Consider the following 16367-nt stretch of genomic DNA (forward strand, 5'->3'; position numbering starts at 1 on the left):
GCCTTGCGGAGATGTCCTCACCCGTCGTGAAACTGGTGGCCCAGCGCGTTGCGCTGGGCATCCTCCTTCTGCTGGCCGTTTCGGTCCTGATCTTCGCCGGCACGCAGATCCTGCCCGGCGACGTCGCCCAAGCCATCCTCGGACAATCGGCGACGCCGGAGTCGCTCGCCAATCTGCGCGAACAGCTCGGGCTCAATCAGCCTGCCTATATCCGCTACTTCCACTGGCTGGGCGGCGTGCTCACCGGCGATCTCGGCACTGCCATGTCGAGCGGCCAGGACATCGCGACATCGATCAAGGAACGGCTGTGGAACACCTTGTTCCTGGCCTTCTGGGCGGCAATCGTGGCCATTCCGCTGGCGATCACGCTTGGCCTGATCGCGGTGCGCTACCGCAATGGCTGGGTCGACAAGATGATCTCCGGCGTGGCGCTCGCCTCGACCTCGTTCCCCGAATTCTTCATCGGCTACCTGCTGGTCTTCTACTTCGCGGTCGAGCATCAATGGTTCCCAGCCATCTCGACCGTCTATGACGGAATGTCGTTAGGCGAGCGGTTGCAGGCGATCGCGCTGCCGGCGGCGGCGCTGACGCTGGTGGTGCTGGCCCACATGATGCGCATGACGCGAGCGGCGATCCTCAACGTCATGCAATCGGCCTATGTCGAGACGGCGGAACTCAAGGGGCTTTCGGCTTTCGCGGTCATCCGCAAGCATGCCTTCCCGAACGCGATCGCGCCGATCATCAATGTCGTCATGCTGAACCTCGCCTATCTCGTGGTCGGCGTCGTCGTGGTCGAGGTGATCTTCGTCTATCCGGGCATGGGGCAATATCTCGTCGACCATGTCACCAAGCGTGACGTTCCGGTCGTCCAGGCGGTCGGCCTGATCTTTGCGGCCGTCTATATCGCCCTCAACATCATCGCGGACATTGCGGCGATCGTCGCCAATCCGCGGCTCAGGCATCCGAAGTAGGGGGCGCCGGTATGCTCGATATCAGACGCACTCCTGTCGCGGCGCTGATCGGCATTGTGCTGACGACGCTGTTCGTGCTGGCGGCGGTCTTGGCGCCATGGATCGCCCCGCACGGCAATGCCGAGATCGTCAGCGACGTCCCTTGGGAACCGATGTCATCGGTGCACCTGTTGGGCACCGACAATCTCGGCCGCGATCTCCTGTCCCGCATGATCTATGGCGCCCGCATCACGCTGTTCATCGCCGTGCTGGCCACCGCGCTGTCCTTTTCGCTCGGCGCCATTCTGGGCTTTTCGGCGGCGGTGTTCGGCGGCTGGTTCGACACGATGCTGTCGCGCCTCGTCGACCTGCTGATGTCGATCCCGACGCTGATCATGGGCCTGGTCGTCCTGTCGGTGCTGCCGTCCAACCTGGTGACGCTGATCCTGGTGATGGGCATCCTCGATTCGACCCGCGTCTACCGCTTGTCGCGCGCGGTGGCGGTCGACATCAACGTCATGGACTATGTCGAGGCCGCGAAACTGCGCGGCGAAGGCAGCGGCTGGATCATTTTCCGCGAGATTCTGCCGAACGCGCTGTCGCCCCTGGTCTCGGAACTCGGCCTGCGCTTCATCTATGCGGTGCTTTTCCTGTCGACGCTCTCCTTCCTCGGCCTCGGAGTGCAGCCGCCGGACGCCGACTGGGGCGGCATGGTGAAGGAGAACAAGGACGGCATCGTCTTCGGCATCCCGGCGGCGCTCATCCCGGCCGCAGCGATCGCAGCGCTGGCGATCTCGGTCAACCTTGTCGCCGACTGGGTGCTCAACCGCACGACCAGCCTGAAGGGAGGGCGCGGGTGATGGCTGACAGCAAAGCAAACTCCGGCCGACTCCTCGACATCCGCAATCTGCGCATCGAGGCGACCGTCTACCCGCCCGGCGAGGCGCCGAAAACCATCACCCTTGTCCATGATGTCTCGCTGACGCTGGAGAAGGGCAAGGTGCTCGGCTTGATCGGCGAATCCGGCGCCGGCAAGTCGACGATCGGCCTGTCCTCCATGGGCTATGGCCGGGGCGGCGTGCGCATTACCGGCGGCGAGGTGATCCTCAACGGCCGCGATATACTGAAGGGCGGCAAGGAGGGCTTGCGCAAGCTGCGCGGCCGCGAAGTGTGCTATGTCGCCCAGTCGGCGGCGGCGGCCTTCAATCCGGCGCACCGGCTGATGGACCAGGTGGTGGAGGCGACGCTTCTGCACGGCACGGCAACCCGGGCCGAGGCCGAAAAGCGAGCCGTCGCGCTGTTCAAGAAGCTCAGCCTGCCCAATCCGGAAACGATCGGTGAGCGCTTCCCCCACCAGGTCTCCGGCGGCCAGTTGCAGCGCGTCATGACGGCGATGGCGCTTTGCTCCGAGCCCGACCTGATCGTCTTCGACGAGCCGACCACGGCGCTCGACGTGACGACGCAGATCGATGTGCTGGCGGCGATCAAGGACGCCATCCGCGATACCCATGTGGCGGCTTTATACATCACCCACGACCTCGCCGTGGTGGCGCAGGTAGCGGACGAGATCATGGTGCTGCGCCATGGCCGGCTGGTCGAATGGGGCGGTACTCGCCAGATCATCAAGGAGCCGCGCCAGGAATATACCAACGCGCTGGTCTCGGTGCATGAGATCGAGCACAACGAACAGCAGCCCGGCACCACACCGATGCTCTCGGTGAAGAACGTGACGGCCGCCTATGGCGGCGGTCTCGTCAAGGTGCTGAAGAACGTCTCGGTCGACATCTACCCGGGCCAGACGCTGGCCGTCGTCGGCGAGAGCGGTTCCGGCAAATCGACGCTGGCGCGCGCCATCACCGGCCTCCTGCCGCCCGAGCAGGGCAGCGTCTTCTTCGACGGCCGAACGCTTGGCAACAGGCTCGCCGACCGGCCGAAGGAGGATCTGCGCCAGTTGCAGATGATCTACCAGATGGCCGATGTCGCGATGAACCCGCGCCAGACCGTGGGAACGATCATCGGCCGGCCGCTCGAGTTCTATTTCGGCATAAGAGGCCGCGAGCGCGACAAGCGCGTCGCCGAGCTGCTCGACCAGATCGAGATGGGAAAGGGCTTCATCGACCGCTATCCGGCCGAGCTTTCGGGCGGCCAGAAGCAGCGCGTCTGCATCGCCCGTTCGCTGGCCGCCAAGCCGAAGCTGATCATCTGCGACGAGGTGACCTCGGCGCTCGATCCGCTGGTCGCCCACGGCATCCTCAAGCTGCTGCTCAACCTGCAGCAGATCGAGAAAGTGGCTTATCTCTTCATCACCCACGACCTCGCGACAGTGAAGTCGATCGCCGATTCGATCGCGGTCATGTATCGCGGCGAGGTCGTCCGCTACGGCTCCAAGAGCAAGGTGCTGGCGCCGCCCTTCGATGCCTATACCGACCTTCTCTTGTCCTCCGTCCCCGAAATGGAGATCGGCTGGCTGGAGAAGGCGATTGCCGGCCGGCGCATGGAAAGCGCCGGCAACTAAGCTGGCTAGCTCTTCGCTGCACTTCTCGGACTTGGCCGGACCGGTCAAGCCCGCCGATCTCTCCCGCCAGACCGCATGGAATTGCCCGTGGCGCTTAAATCCAAATTGCTGCTCATCATCCTTGACGGCGTGCCCTACCGGAACTGGCGCCGGCTCATGGGCAATCTCGAAGGCTGGGTACAGTCTGGTGAGGCGCAAGTGTGGAGAATGCGCTCCGTGCTGCCGTCAACATCGGCCTGCTGCTACGCCTCGATCCATACCGGGGTCACGCCGCAGGTTCATGGCATCCTCTCCAACGAGAACCGGTTCCGGGTCAGGCAGCCCGATATCTTCTCGGAGGTCAGCAAGGCCGGCGGCAGGACCGGGGCGGTGACGCATTCCTACTGGTCGGAATTCTTCCGCTCCTATCCATTCGATCTCGTCGAGGACATGGAATTCGACGAGCCTGGCGGGCCGATCACGCATGGCCGCTTCCACACCATGACCGGCTACAATCTCAAGAACCAGATGACGCCGAGCGATGTCGACCTTTTCGCGACATTGACCATGCTTACCCGCCGCCACGGCATCGACTACGGCATCCTGCACAGCTGCACGCTGGACTCGATGGGCCATCGCTTCGGCCACAACTGCCACGAGATGGATCATGCCTGCTACGCGATGGACGGTATGCTCGCCGCCTTCCTGCCCGGTTGGCGCGAAGCCGGCTATGAAGTCATCGTCACCGCCGATCACGGCCAGACCGACCGCGGCCATCACGGCGGGCATGACGACGAGATGCAGGATTTCGCCCTCTACTATTTCGGGCCGGCGAAGGGTCCAGAAGCCGACGCGCTGCTCGACCAGCTGCAGCTCGCGCCGACGGTGCTGAGCCGGCTCGGCGTGGAGGTGCCGGCGACAATGAAGGGGAAGGTGTTTTTGATTTAGCTCTCCCCCTTCTCCCCTTGTGGGAGAAGGTGTCGCCAAAGGCGACGGATGAGGGGTGTTCCAGTGAACGCCAACGCCTCACTCCGCTGGAACACCCCTCAACCGTCTCGGCGCTCCGCGCCGATCCACCTTCTCCCACAAGGGGAGAAGGGGGCGCCACCTCTGGCAACCTCTCAGCTCTTCGGTTAGCTTCCGAAAATTCCTTGGCGGAGGATGAACCTTTTTGGACCGACCAGCGACAGAGCCACGAGGAGCCAGGCGGCTCGACCGGCCATGAACGCGGCGACCGAAACCGATCGCGCGCTTGTAGACCGGGTCGCGAAGGGCGACCGGGCCGCCGTGCGGCTCCTGTTCATGCGTCACCACGCGCGGATCTACCGTTTCGTGGCGCGCCAGACGGGATCGGAAATGATGGCCGATGATATCACCAACGAGGTCTTTCTCGAGCTGTGGCGCCAAGCGCCGAGCTTCGAAGGCCGCTCCGAAGTCTCGACCTGGCTGCTCGGCATCGCCCGCTTCAAGGCACTGTCCTTGCTGCGCAAGAAGAAGGAAGACTGGATCGACGACGATGACGCGGCGCAGGTTCCCGACAGCGCCGACACGCCGGAAGTGGTCACCATGAAGGAAGACAAGGCCGCCGCCTTGCGCCGCTTTGTCGATGCCTTGCCGGAGGAACACCGCACGGTGATCGACCTTGCCTATTACCATGGCCAGTCGGTGACCGAGATCGGCGAGGTGCTCAACATCCCGGTTGCCACTGTCAAGACCAGGATGTTCTACGCCCGCAAGAAACTCGGTGAGGCCCTCAAGGCGGCCGGTTACGACAGGGGGTGGCCATGAGCGCCGCTGAAAAGATGTCGCGCCGCGACGAGATGGAGACGTTGCTGCCGTTTTACCTCAACGGTTCGCTGGAAGGCGCAGAACTCGAAGCCGTCGAGGAATGGCTGGCCTCCGATCCTGCGGCGATGGCCGCGCTCGGCGAGGCGGAAGCCGAATTCTCCGGCACCGCCGCCGCCAACGAGGCGATCCGACCGCCGGCCGACGCGCTCTCCCGCTTTGCAAGGGCGCTCGACGCCGAGGCCGGTCCGGCGCGCACGCCCCCCGGCCAGTCATGGCTGGCGAAGGTCTTCGGCCGGGTCACGGCAATCCCGTCGGGTGTCGCTTGGGCGGCGGCCGCGGCGCTGCTTGCACTGGTCGTCGCGCAGTCTTTCGAGCGGCCGGGCGGCAAGCGCAACGACTTTGAAATCGCCGGCGCTCAGGATGATCTAGCAAACCTGCCCTTCGCCCTGGTCAAGTTCAAGCCGGATGCCAGGATGTCGGATATCGCCGCCTTCCTTGGGCAGAACGGGCTGAAGATCGCCGGCGGGCCGACCGCCGACGATCTGTTTCACGTGACAATCCCGGCCAGCACGGCGGCCGACTACGACAAGCTCGTCGGCCTTATTGCCGCCCAGCCTTTCGCGGAAGCTGTGGTGCAGGGAAGGAAACCGGTCGATGGCGGCTAAGGCGGTCGTTCTTCATGCGGCAATCCTCGCGGCGACATTTGTAGGCGCTCGCGCCGTTGCGCAGACCAACGATCCGAACCTCTCGCAAAAGCAGATCGACTGCCTCAGCCGCACGACGGCGGCCGGCGCTGACTGCGACAAGGACGGCGGCGGGCAATCCGGCGCGGGCAATGCCGTCGGCGGCGCCGTGTTCCTGCCGTCGCTGATCGTCGACCTGTTCCCGAATCCGCCTGCACGGCCGACGCCTGCGCCAACGCAGCCGGCGCCCCCAAAGAGCCCAACAAGCACAGCGGCGCCCGCTCCGCCGCCAAGCGGCCCCATCACACCGCCTACCGGGCTCAATCTCGCCGCGCCGCCGCGTGCGGTCAGTGGCGAGTTCGTGCCCGACGAGGTGCTGGTGACGGTCGCCGGCGATGCCGGCGCGGTGCAGCAGATCGCCACCACCTTGGGCCTTCAGGTGCGCTCGCAGCGCCAGTCGCGGCTGCTCGGCACAACGCTGGTGCGCTACGGCATTCCGGACGGACGGCCGGTCGGCGTCGTGCTGGCGCAGCTTGCCGCCGACGGGCGTACGCAGCGGCGTGAGCCCAACCACATCTATTCGCTGCAGCAGGCCGCCGGCATCGTGAACTATGCCTTCGAGCGCATCGCGCTCGATTCGAAACAGGCGAGCGGCGAGAACGTGCGCATTGCCGTCATCGACACCGGCATCGACGATACAAACCCAGCACTGAAAGGCGTGATCGCCGGTCAGTTCGACGCCATGCCGAACGTGCCGATCAAGAAGCGCGACCACGGCACCTCCGTCGACGGGCTGATCGCCGGCGTCGGCGCGCTGGAAGGCATCGCGCCGGGCGCCAAGATCTATCACGCACGGGCCTTCGAGGGCGGCAAGTCGAGTATGGATGTCATCCTGTCGGCGCTCGACTGGGCGGCGGAACAGGACGTGCGCATCATCAATATGAGCTTCGTCGGGCCGAAGAACGACCTCCTCGGCACCGCCTGCCGCAATGCGCGCGCGCTCGGCATGGTGCTGGTCGCAGCGGCCGGCAACAACGGGCCGAAAGCGCCTTACGGCTATCCGGCAGCCTTCGACGGGGTCATCGCGGTCACCGCGACCGACGCCAAGGACGGGCTGATGCCGCAAGCCAATCGCGGCGCCTATGTCTTCCTCTCGGCGCCGGGCGTTGAGATGGTTGCGCCGAGCGGCACCGGCTCGGACGTGGTGACCGGCACCTCCTTCGCCGCCGCGATCGTCTCAGGCGCGATCGCCAACCTGATCCATGCCGCGCCCGACCGCTCGGCCGATGAGATCGAGAAGGCGCTGGCGGCCACGGCCAAGGATCTCGGCCCGAAGGGGCGGGACAATGACTTCGGCTATGGGCTGTTGGATATAAAAGCAGCTGGGGCTGCGAAGAAATAGGCTCCCGAAAATCTGTGGCGCCGGCGGGACAGCACCCCCCTCTGGCCTGCCGGCCATCTCCCCCGCAAGGGGGGAGATCAGCAGTTTCAGCGCCGACCCCGCTCCTCAAAGTCGAGTATTGGCGAATACGGCTGCGACGTCCAATCTCCCCCCTTGCGGGGGAGATGTCCGGCAGGACAGAGGGGGGTGCGACGGAACTCAACGCGTCTCGTCTGTCGGAACACGATACCTACACCGGCGCGCCGGCCACCGACCCCCGCACCACCAGATCGACCGGCCAGACCTCGCCGCGCGCGCCCTCTTCCAGCCCTGATATGCGCGCCGCCAACCGCTCGGCAACACGCGCGCCGGCAAGGCGGATCGAGGAGCGCGTGGTCGACAGCGGCACCGGGAAATTCTCCGGCCGCAGCCAGGGAAAGACGTCGTCATGGGCGACCAGCGACAGATCGCCCGGAATGGTCAGGCCGAGATCGCGCACGGCGCGGACGACGCCGAGCGCCATGATGAGACTGGAGCAGACGATCGCCGTCGGGGCTCCGCTTTCTTCGAGCAGGCGGCGGGCGGCGCGATAGCCATTTTCCTCGGTCATGGTCGTGGAACAGATGTGGCGCTCGCCCAGTGTCAGTCCGCTGGCGGCAAGCGCCCGGCGCACGCCGCGCTCGCGATGGATGGCGAAGGTCTCGCGGTCATCGCCGTTGATCAGCGCCAGCCGCTTGTGGCCGAGCTGGACGAGAAGCCTGGCCGCTTCGTGGAAGGCGCCCTCGTTGTCGATATCGAGATAGGGATAGTCGAACTCAAAGCCCTCGCTGCGGCCATGGACGATGAAGGGGATGTCCAGCGTGTTGACCAGCGCCAGCCGGCGGTCGGCCGGGCGTGGCGAGGAAATGTAGACGGCGTCGACCTGCCGGTTGGCGACGATGCGCCGATAGGTCGTCTCCTGGTCGTCGGCGTCGGCCGGCGAGAGCACCAGATCGAGCTCGTGCGAGCGGGCATAGTCGCCGAGACCCGAAAGAAACTCGACGAAATGCGGATCGATGTCGACGGCGTTGCCGGTCGGCAGCACATAGCCGATCATTCCCGATTTGCCGGTGGCCAGCCGCCTCGCGCTGGGGTTCGGCCGGTAGCCGTGGCGCTTAGCGGCATCCATCACGCGACGCCGCGTCTCCTCGCTGACCTCCGGGTAGCCGTTCAGCGCCCGGCTTACCGTGGTTTGCGAAAGCGACAGCATGTGCGAGAGTTGCTTGAGGTTCATCGAGGGCCTCCAGCCTCAAAGCGCTTTCAATTTGAATCGATCCGAGGATCGCTGGCACCGTCGTCGGAACGTCATGACCTTAGGGGCCGCCACAGGCAGTTTGAAGCCGAAATTGCTGCTGCAGCGCCAAAAAAGCTTGCTGCATTGCACTTTTTCCTTCACTCGCAAGCGGGTTTAAATCGATTAGCACGGCCGACCTCTTGACTTCCGCATGATTCAATGGCGAGATCAGATTTAGCCAAAGCGCTTTGGAAGACTCTTCGAAAGGTTGCGGTTGCCTTCTCGCTGAGTCACAGTTCCGTGGGCGTCGGCGGACGAGATGGAGGTTTCGTCCGAACTGTCTCAACACTGGGAGGACTGCCATGAAGAAAATGCTTCTCTTGGGTGCTGCGTTCGCTGCGCTCACCCTTGGCCTGCCGGCACATGCCGAACTGAAATTCAAGCCGGGCGAGGATTCGAAGTTTCATTGGGCGAATTACGACGATCTCAAAAAGGTCGACCTCAAGGGCGAAACGCTGACCATCTTCGGTCCGTGGCGCGGCGAGGACGAGACGCTCGTGCGTTCGGTGCTCGACTATTTCTCCGAGGCGACGGGAGCGGAGGTCAAATACTCCTCGTCCGAGAATTATGAGCAGCAGATCGTCATCGACACACAGGCCGGCAGCCCGCCCAACATCGCCATCCTGCCACAGCCGGGACTGATCCAGGATCTCGCTTCCAAGGGTGTGCTGACCCCGCTGGGCGACGACGTCGCCGCCTGGATCAAGGAAAATTATGCCGCCGGCGACTCCTGGGCCAAGCTCGGCACCTATACGGGCAAGGACGGCAAGCCGGGCTTCTATGCCTTTCCCTACAAGATCGACGTGAAAGGTCTGGTCTGGTACTCGCCAGATAATTTCGAGGAGGCAGGCTACAAAGTTCCGAAGACTCAGGAGGAACTGGCCGATCTCGAAAAGAAGATCATTGCCGACGGCGGCAAGCCCTGGTGCATCGGCCTGGGTTCGGGCGGCGCCACCGGCTGGCCGGCGACCGACTGGGTCGAGGACATCATGCTGCGCACCCAGCCGCCGGAAGTCTACGACAAATGGGTGAAGAACGAGATTCCCTTCACCGATCCGGCCGTGGTCAACGCCCTCGACATCTTCGGCAAGATCGCAACCGACGACAAGATGGTCGACGGCGGTGCCAAGGCAGTCGCCGCAACCGACTTCCGCGACAGCCCGAAGGGCCTCTTTACGGTGCCGCCGAAGTGCTACATGCACCATCAGGCATCGTTCATTCCTTCGTTCTTCCCGGAGAATGTGAAGCTCGGCCAGGATGCGGACTTCTTCCCCTACCCGCCCTATGCCTCGAAGCCGGAACTGGGCACGCCGCTGGAAGTGGCCGGAACGCTGGTGATGATCACCAAGGATTCCAAGGCTTCGCGTGAGTTCATCAAGTTCCTCGAGATGCCGCTCGCGCATGAATTGTGGATGGCGCAGAAGAGCTTCGTCACGCCCTTCAAAGGAGCCAACAAGGACGCCTATGGCAGCGACGCGCTGAAGAAGCAGGGCGAGATCCTGGTCGGGGCCACCACGGTGCGTTTCGACGGCTCGGACCTGATGCCCGGCAAGGTCGGCGCAGGCTCCTTCTGGACCGGCATGATCGACCTGGTCGGCGGCAAGTCCGCCCAGGACGTCGCCGCCGATATCCAGAAGAGCTGGGATGCCATCAAGTAAGCAGAGAGGCCGCCGCGCGCGACCCGAGACTTTCCTCATCCTCCTACTGGATCCGGGCTACGGCCCGGGTCCGACCGGCAACGCACGCCGGAAGCCTTCGCGTTCCGAATAACTGAAAGTCGGCGCATGCGGCTGCCAGCCTTGGCCGGCCGGTCATGCCCAGGGAGAGGGACCCATGGCGGCTCAGATTTTCTCGGCCATATTCGTCATCATCATCGGCGTCGGCGGCTGTGTCGCGTATTTCTGGGGCGCCAACAAGCTGCTCGATCTCATCTTTCCGTCGCGCGGCGTCTCCGGCAGCGCCGCCGTCGACAATCTGCGCCGGCAAGGGCTGGTGCGGCCATGGCTGTTCGTCGGGCCGGCGATGATCATCCTGACCATCTATCTGATCTATCCGGTGATCGAGACGCTGCGGCTCTCTTTTCTCGACCGCGGCGGCGAGCACTTCGTCGGCCTCGCCAACTACCAATGGGCGTTCAGCGACCAGGATTTCCGCAACTCGATTTTCAACAACATCCTATGGCTGGCGGTGGTGCCGGCGGCCTGCACCTTCCTCGGCCTGATCATCGCCGTGCTCACCGACAAGATCTGGTGGGGGACGATCGCCAAGAGCCTGATCTTCCTGCCGCTGGCGATCTCTTTCGTCGGCGCCAGCGTGATCTGGAAATTCATCTACGAGTATCGCGGCGAGGGGCAGGTGCAGATCGGCCTGCTCAACGCCATCATCCAGTATTTCGGCGGCCAGCCGCAGGTCTGGATATCGCTGCCGTTCTGGAACAATTTCTTCCTGATGGTGATCCTGATCTGGATCCAGACAGGGTTCGCCATGGTGATCCTGTCGTCGGCCTTGCGCGGCATTCCGGAAGAGACGCTGGAGGCGGCCGTGATCGACGGCGCCAACCCGTTCCAGATCTTCTGGAAGATCATGGTGCCGCAGATCTGGGGGACGATCGCAGTTGTCTGGACCACCATCACCATCCTGGTGCTGAAAGTGTTCGACATCGTGCTGACCATGACCAACGGCCAATGGAACAGCCAGGTGCTCGCCAATCTGATGTTCGACTGGATGTTCCGCGGCGGCGGCGATTTCGGCCGCGGTGCCACGATCGCCATCATCATCATGATCGCGGTCATCCCGATCATGGTCTGGAACATTCGCCAGGCCAACAAAGAGACGGGAGGACACTGAGATGGCTGCGACCCGCGGAAAGTCCTTCGTCGGCCGATTCGGCGTTCATCTCGCCGTGCTGGTCTTCGTCGTCATCTGGACCATCCCGACACTCGGCATCCTCGTGTCGTCGCTGCGCGACAAGGACCAGATCATCGCGTCGGGTTGGTGGAACTCCTTCTCAAGCTCCAGCCAGACCGAGGCTGGGCGTCTGCCGGCTGCGTCCGCACAAACCCAGAAGGACGGCAAATACGTCATCGAAGGCAACGTCTTCGGCGACGGCGCCAAGCGTGCGATCAGCGCCTTCGGCACCAAGGCGGCGGCGCCGACACAATACAAGGCCGGCACGGCTGCCGATCTCGGCGATGGGGTGTCGCTGCAGGTCAACGCCGACGGCACGTTCGTGCTGTCTTCGCCGAAGCCCTTCGAAGGCGATCGCGGCCAGCGTGTCTATTATGCCTCCTCGGCGCCGCCGAAATTCACCACGGAAAACTACGAGAACGTGCTTCTGTCGCAAGGTATCGGCCGCTCCTTCATGAACTCGCTGACCGTGACCATTCCGGCGACGGTGATCCCGATCCTGATCGCGGCCTTCGCCGCCTATGCGTTGGCCTGGATGCGCTTTCCCGGAAGGGCGCTGCTGATTGCGGTGATCATCGGCCTGCTCGTGGTGCCGCTGCAGATGTCGCTGATCCCGCTGCTCAAGCTCTACAACGGCGTCGGGACCTTCTTCGGTGTGCCGTCGAAAACCTATCTCGGCATCTGGCTGGCGCATACCGGCTTCGGCCTGCCCTTCGCCATCTACCTGCTTAGAAGCTATATCGCCGGCCTGCCGCGCGAGATCATGGAATCGGCACGGATCGACGGCGCCAGCGATTTCGAGATCTTCGTCAAGATCGTGCTGCCGCTGTCATTCCCGGTGCTTGCCTCCTTCGCCATCTTTCAATTCCTGTGGGTGTGGAACGATCTGTTGGTGGCGATGGTTTTCCTCGGCACGGCGCCCGACCAGATCGTGCTGACGGCGCAACTCAACGCGCTGCTCGGCTCGAGAGGCGGCAATTGGGAAATCCTCACGACATCGGCCTTCATCACCATCATCGTGCCGCTGATCGTGTTCTTCTCACTGCAGCGCTATTTCGTCCGCGGGCTGCTTGCCGGCTCGGTGAAAGGAGGTTGAGACAATGCAATCGGCTTTGAAGACGAGTTCGAGACCGGACCCCGCCGTAGACCGCGACTGGTGGCGGGGCGCGGTGATCTACCAGATCTATCCGCGCTCTTATCAGGACTCGAACGGCGACGGCATCGGCGACCTGCAAGGCATTGTCCGGCGGCTGCCCTACATCGCCTGGCTCGGCGTCGACGCCATCTGGATCTCGCCCTTCTTCAAATCGCCGATGAAGGATTTCGGCTACGACGTGTCGGACTATTGCGACGTCGATCCGATGTTCGGCACGCTGGCCGACTTCGACGCGCTGGTGGCGGAAGCCCATCGGTTGGGCCTCAAGGTGATGATCGACGAGGTGCTGTCGCACACCGCCGACATCCACCCCTGGTTCAATGAAAGCCGCTCCAGCCGGACCAATCCGAAAGCCGACTGGTATGTGTGGGCGGACGCCAAGCCCGACGGCACGCCGCCCAACAACTGGCTGTCGATCTTCGGCGGCTCGGCCTGGCAATGGGATACAAGCCGCCAGCAATATTACATGCATAATTTCCTGGCCGAGCAGCCCGATCTCAACTTCCACAACGCCGAGGTCCAGGACGCGCTACTCAACATCACCCGCTTCTGGCTGGAGCGCGGCGTCGACGGCTTTCGGCTCGACACCATCAATTTCTACTTCCACAGCCTGGGGCTGGAGGACAACCCGCCGCTGCCGCCGGAAGAGCGCAACGACCAGACGGCGCCGGCCGTGAACCCCTACAATTACCAGGACCATATCTACGACAAGAGCCGGCCGGAGAATCTCGGTTTCCTTGAGCGCTTCCGCGCGCTGCTCGACGAATATCCGGCGCAAGCCGCCGTCGGCGAGGTCGGGGATTCGCAGCGCGGGCTGGAAGTGGTGGCCGCCTACACCGCCGACGGCAAGCGCGTTCACATGTGCTATTCCTTCGACTTCCTGGCACCGGAGAAGATCAGCGCCGCCAAGGTGCGGGCGGTACTGGAGGCTTTCGGCCGGGTCGCCAGCGACGGCTGGTCGTGCTGGGCCTTCTCCAATCATGACGTGATGCGCGTGGCCTCGCGCTGGGCCGCCAACGAAGCGGACCCGAGCGCTTATCTCAAGGTGATCTCGGCGCTGTTGATGTCGCTGCGCGGCTCGGTCTGCATCTATCAGGGCGAAGAGCTCGGCCTCGGCGAGGCGGAACTCAAATTCGAGGACCTGCAAGACCCCTACGGCATCCGTTTCTGGCCGGAATTCAAGGGCCGCGACGGCTGCCGCACGCCGATGGTGTGGGATGCGGCGGCCAAGAATGGCGGCTTCTCGACCGCCAAGCCCTGGCTGCCGGTGCCCGGCAAGCATCTGGCGCAAGCCGTGAATGTGCAGCAGGGCGATCCGGGCTCGCTGCTCGAGCATTACCGGCGCTTTCTCGCCTTCCGGCGTCAGCATCCGGCGCTGGGCAAGGGCGAAATCGACTTTATCGAAAGCGATGGCGACACCGTCGCCTTCACGCGCCGCGAAGGCAACGAGCGCATCGCCTGCGTCTTCAACCTCGGCAGCAAGCCGGCCGAAGTTGATCTCGGCAAGGGCTCGCTGCAGCCCTTGCCGGGACACGGCTTTTCGGGACAAGGTGGCACCGGGCCCATCCGCCTTGGCGGCTATGGTGCCTGGTTCGGGCGGATCGACTGAGTTGAGAACAGACAATCACTGGAGAGGAAACCATGGCCGATGTCACGCTGAACCAGGTGAAGAAATCATACGGCAACCTCAACATTCTCCACGGCATCGACCTCGACATCAAATCGGGCGAGTTCATCGTGTTCGTCGGGCCGTCGGGCTGCGGCAAGTCGACCTTGCTGAGGTCGATTGCCGGTCTCGAGGAAATCACCTCCGGCGTGCTCCAGATCGACGGCGAAGTTGTGAACGACGTGCCGCCTTCGAAGCGGGGCATCGCCATGGTGTTCCAGTCCTATGCGCTCTATCCGCATATGACCGTTTACGACAACATGGCCTTCTCGATGAAGATCGGTAAGGAAAGCAAGGCCGAGATCGACAAGCGCGTGCGCCAGGCGGCCGAGATCCTGCAGCTCACCAAGTATCTCGACCGCCTGCCCAAGGCGATGTCGGGCGGCCAGCGCCAGCGCGTCGCCATCGGCCGTGCCATTGTGCGCAATCCGAAGGTGTTCCTCTTCGACGAGCCGCTGTCGAATCTCGATGCGGCACTGCGCGTCGCCACCCGCATCGAGATCGCCAAGCTGAAAGAATCGATGCCGAACACGACGATGATCTACGTCACGCACGACCAGGTCGAGGCGATGACGCTGGCGGACCGCATCGTGGTGCTGAAGGAAGGCGTCGTCGAGCAGGTCGGCACGCCGATGGAGCTCTACAAGCGGCCGGGCAATCTCTTCGTCGCGCAGTTCATCGGATCGCCGGCCATGAACATATTGCCGGCGAAGATCGAGAAGGCCGGCAATCCGACCGTGGTCAGCCATGTCGGCGACCGCAAGGCGACGGTGCCGATCACAACGCCCGCTTCGGCGAACGGCGCGGCGGTGAGCTTCGGCGTGCGGCCCGAGGATCTCGCGATCGCGACCGGGACGGATTACCTGTTCGAAGGCAAGGTCGATTATATCGAGCAGCTCGGCGAGGTTCAGCTCGTCTATGTCGACATCGGCCGCGCCGATCTGCCGCTGGTGGCCAAACTGCCGGGAAATGTCGAGGTCAAGCGCGGCGAGACGCTGCGGCTCAATGCCGGCGCCGGGGATCTGCACATCTTCGACGCGGAGGGGCATTCCTTCACGCTGCATCGCGACGAGGCGAAGGCGGCCTGACGCTCGGTGCTGCCGTTTCGGCCATGAGGCACGAGTCGGTCCGGATAAAGAAAGAGCGGCGAGGTTTGGCCTCGCCGCTCCTTTTTCGTCAACTGCTTGCGGCTGTTAGCGGCCGAACAGATTGCGGTCGCTGCCCTGCGGGGCCGACTTGTGCACGTCATTCGACGAGTTCAGCAGCTTATAGACCGGCGAGTCGGTGCCCACCGACGAAGTGCGGGTCGTGTCGACGGCAGGGGCCTGCTGGCTGGCGCCAGCCGAGCCGTAATTGTCGCTGCCTGCGAAAGCTGCGCCGGAGAGGGCCAGAACGGCCGTTGCGGCAAGAACGATCTTCTTCATTTCAATACTCCTGAATTCTTAACCTGATGTCGTTTCCAAAACTGGGGTACACTTTTGGGCGACATGCCTTGGGACGCGGCGGGTGAACCCAGCGTCTGTCTCCTGTCGGCCATGGCCCCTCATGGATCATTGCCAGGTTCGGCAGTTTAGTTGTTGCCGAAGAGGTTGTGGTCCGCGCCCTGGGTGACGGGCTTCTGAGCGGCCGCTTCCGACCTGTGGGTCGAGGCCGTGCGAGAAGTGTCGACCGCGGCGGCCGGCTGATTGGCGGCGTTGGAACCGTAGTTGTCGCTACCAGCGAAGGCGCTGCCGGAAATGGCCAGAAGGGCGGCGGCAGTGAGAACAATCTTTTTCATTTTTGGTACTCCAGTATGTTTTTTTCGTCCGTCTAGCGGCGTGTCTTGGGAGTGAAAATCGCGTCGTTCGGACAGCCCCGATGTGGGTGAGCCGGCTGCCGGATTCCAATCACGAAGTTGTTTCGGCTGGCCCATGAATCCCCATCTTGAAATTGTACCAATCGCCCCGCCACGATCGGTTTTTACACTGTTGAATCAGTTGGTTATCGCATTTATCCATTTGGCTCACCAA

At 63.5% G+C, this 16367-nt stretch carries 15 protein-coding genes; 12 read left to right on the top strand and 3 right to left on the bottom strand.

Features of this window, described 5'->3' with window-relative positions:
• Window positions 1-11 precede the first annotated feature (11 nt).
• The 7 genes from EOD29_RS21840 (at window position 12) to EOD29_RS21870 (ending at window position 7317) form a co-directional block, all read left to right on the top strand.
• Window positions 12-971 carry an ABC transporter permease gene (locus tag EOD29_RS21840; protein WP_067324105.1) on the top strand — a complete coding sequence of 320 codons (960 nt, stop codon included), beginning with the start codon at window positions 12-14 and terminating at the stop codon, window positions 969-971.
• Between the two features lie 11 nt (window positions 972-982).
• Window positions 983-1810 (top strand): ABC transporter permease, encoded by an 828-nt coding sequence (locus tag EOD29_RS21845; RefSeq protein ID WP_066995982.1) that lies wholly within the window; start codon window positions 983-985, stop codon window positions 1808-1810.
• Entirely contained in the window at window positions 1810-3465 is a 1656-nt protein-coding gene (locus EOD29_RS21850) for an ABC transporter ATP-binding protein (RefSeq protein ID WP_067324103.1), read from the top strand. Before EOD29_RS21845 ends, EOD29_RS21850 begins: the two co-directional genes overlap by 1 nt.
• A gap of 87 nt (window positions 3466-3552) precedes the next feature.
• Entirely contained in the window at window positions 3553-4392 is an 840-nt protein-coding gene (locus EOD29_RS21855; RefSeq protein ID WP_127247834.1) for an alkaline phosphatase family protein, read from the top strand.
• Between the two features lie 273 nt (window positions 4393-4665).
• Window positions 4666-5232: a sigma-70 family RNA polymerase sigma factor gene (locus EOD29_RS21860; RefSeq protein ID WP_067324697.1), complete on the top strand. Its 567-nt coding sequence runs from the start codon at window positions 4666-4668 to the stop codon at window positions 5230-5232.
• Complete coding sequence (locus tag EOD29_RS21865; RefSeq protein ID WP_127247836.1) at window positions 5229-5897, top strand: anti-sigma factor; 669 nt, start codon at window positions 5229-5231, stop codon at window positions 5895-5897. Before EOD29_RS21860 ends, EOD29_RS21865 begins: the two co-directional genes overlap by 4 nt.
• Window positions 5887-7317 (top strand): S8 family serine peptidase, encoded by a 1431-nt coding sequence (locus tag EOD29_RS21870; protein WP_127247838.1) that lies wholly within the window; start codon window positions 5887-5889, stop codon window positions 7315-7317. The genes EOD29_RS21865 and EOD29_RS21870 overlap by 11 nt, the downstream gene beginning before the upstream one ends.
• A gap of 229 nt (window positions 7318-7546) precedes the next feature.
• Here the strand turns inward: EOD29_RS21870 and EOD29_RS21875 are convergent, their stop codons facing one another.
• Window positions 7547-8569, bottom strand: coding sequence for a substrate-binding domain-containing protein (locus EOD29_RS21875; RefSeq protein WP_127247840.1), 1023 nt, complete (start codon window positions 8567-8569; stop codon window positions 7547-7549).
• Between the two features lie 362 nt (window positions 8570-8931).
• On the opposite strand from EOD29_RS21875, the gene EOD29_RS21880 reads away from it, so the two are divergent.
• The 5 genes from EOD29_RS21880 (at window position 8932) to ugpC (ending at window position 15446) form a co-directional block, all read left to right on the top strand.
• Complete coding sequence (locus EOD29_RS21880) at window positions 8932-10287, top strand: ABC transporter substrate-binding protein (protein WP_066996009.1); 1356 nt, start codon at window positions 8932-8934, stop codon at window positions 10285-10287.
• 175 nt (window positions 10288-10462) lie between these two features.
• Window positions 10463-11476: a sugar ABC transporter permease gene (locus tag EOD29_RS21885; RefSeq protein WP_066996012.1), complete on the top strand. Its 1014-nt coding sequence runs from the start codon at window positions 10463-10465 to the stop codon at window positions 11474-11476.
• 1 nt (window position 11477) lies between these two features.
• The gene (locus EOD29_RS21890) at window positions 11478-12632 is read left to right on the top strand and encodes a carbohydrate ABC transporter permease (RefSeq protein ID WP_067324093.1); all 1155 of its coding nucleotides are present in this window, start codon (window positions 11478-11480) and stop codon (window positions 12630-12632) included.
• 4 nt (window positions 12633-12636) lie between these two features.
• A complete protein-coding gene (locus EOD29_RS21895; RefSeq protein WP_127247842.1) occupies window positions 12637-14301 on the top strand; it encodes an alpha-glucosidase in 1665 nt (554 codons plus the stop codon).
• A gap of 32 nt (window positions 14302-14333) precedes the next feature.
• Window positions 14334-15446, top strand: a complete 1113-nt coding sequence (ugpC, locus tag EOD29_RS21900) for a sn-glycerol-3-phosphate ABC transporter ATP-binding protein UgpC (protein WP_066996021.1) — start codon at window positions 14334-14336, stop codon at window positions 15444-15446.
• A 105-nt stretch (window positions 15447-15551) separates the two neighbouring features.
• Here the strand turns inward: ugpC and EOD29_RS21905 are convergent, their stop codons facing one another.
• Window positions 15552-15782: a DUF680 domain-containing protein gene (locus EOD29_RS21905; protein ID WP_066996024.1), complete on the bottom strand. Its 231-nt coding sequence runs from the start codon at window positions 15780-15782 to the stop codon at window positions 15552-15554.
• Window positions 15783-15928: 146 nt separating this feature from the next.
• The gene (locus EOD29_RS21910) at window positions 15929-16135 is read right to left on the bottom strand and encodes a DUF680 domain-containing protein (RefSeq protein ID WP_066996029.1); all 207 of its coding nucleotides are present in this window, start codon (window positions 16133-16135) and stop codon (window positions 15929-15931) included.
• Window positions 16136-16367 lie beyond the last annotated feature (232 nt).

This window comes from Mesorhizobium sp. M1A.T.Ca.IN.004.03.1.1 (genome assembly GCF_003997555.1).
In the GTDB taxonomy this organism is placed as follows: domain Bacteria; phylum Pseudomonadota; class Alphaproteobacteria; order Rhizobiales; family Rhizobiaceae; genus Mesorhizobium.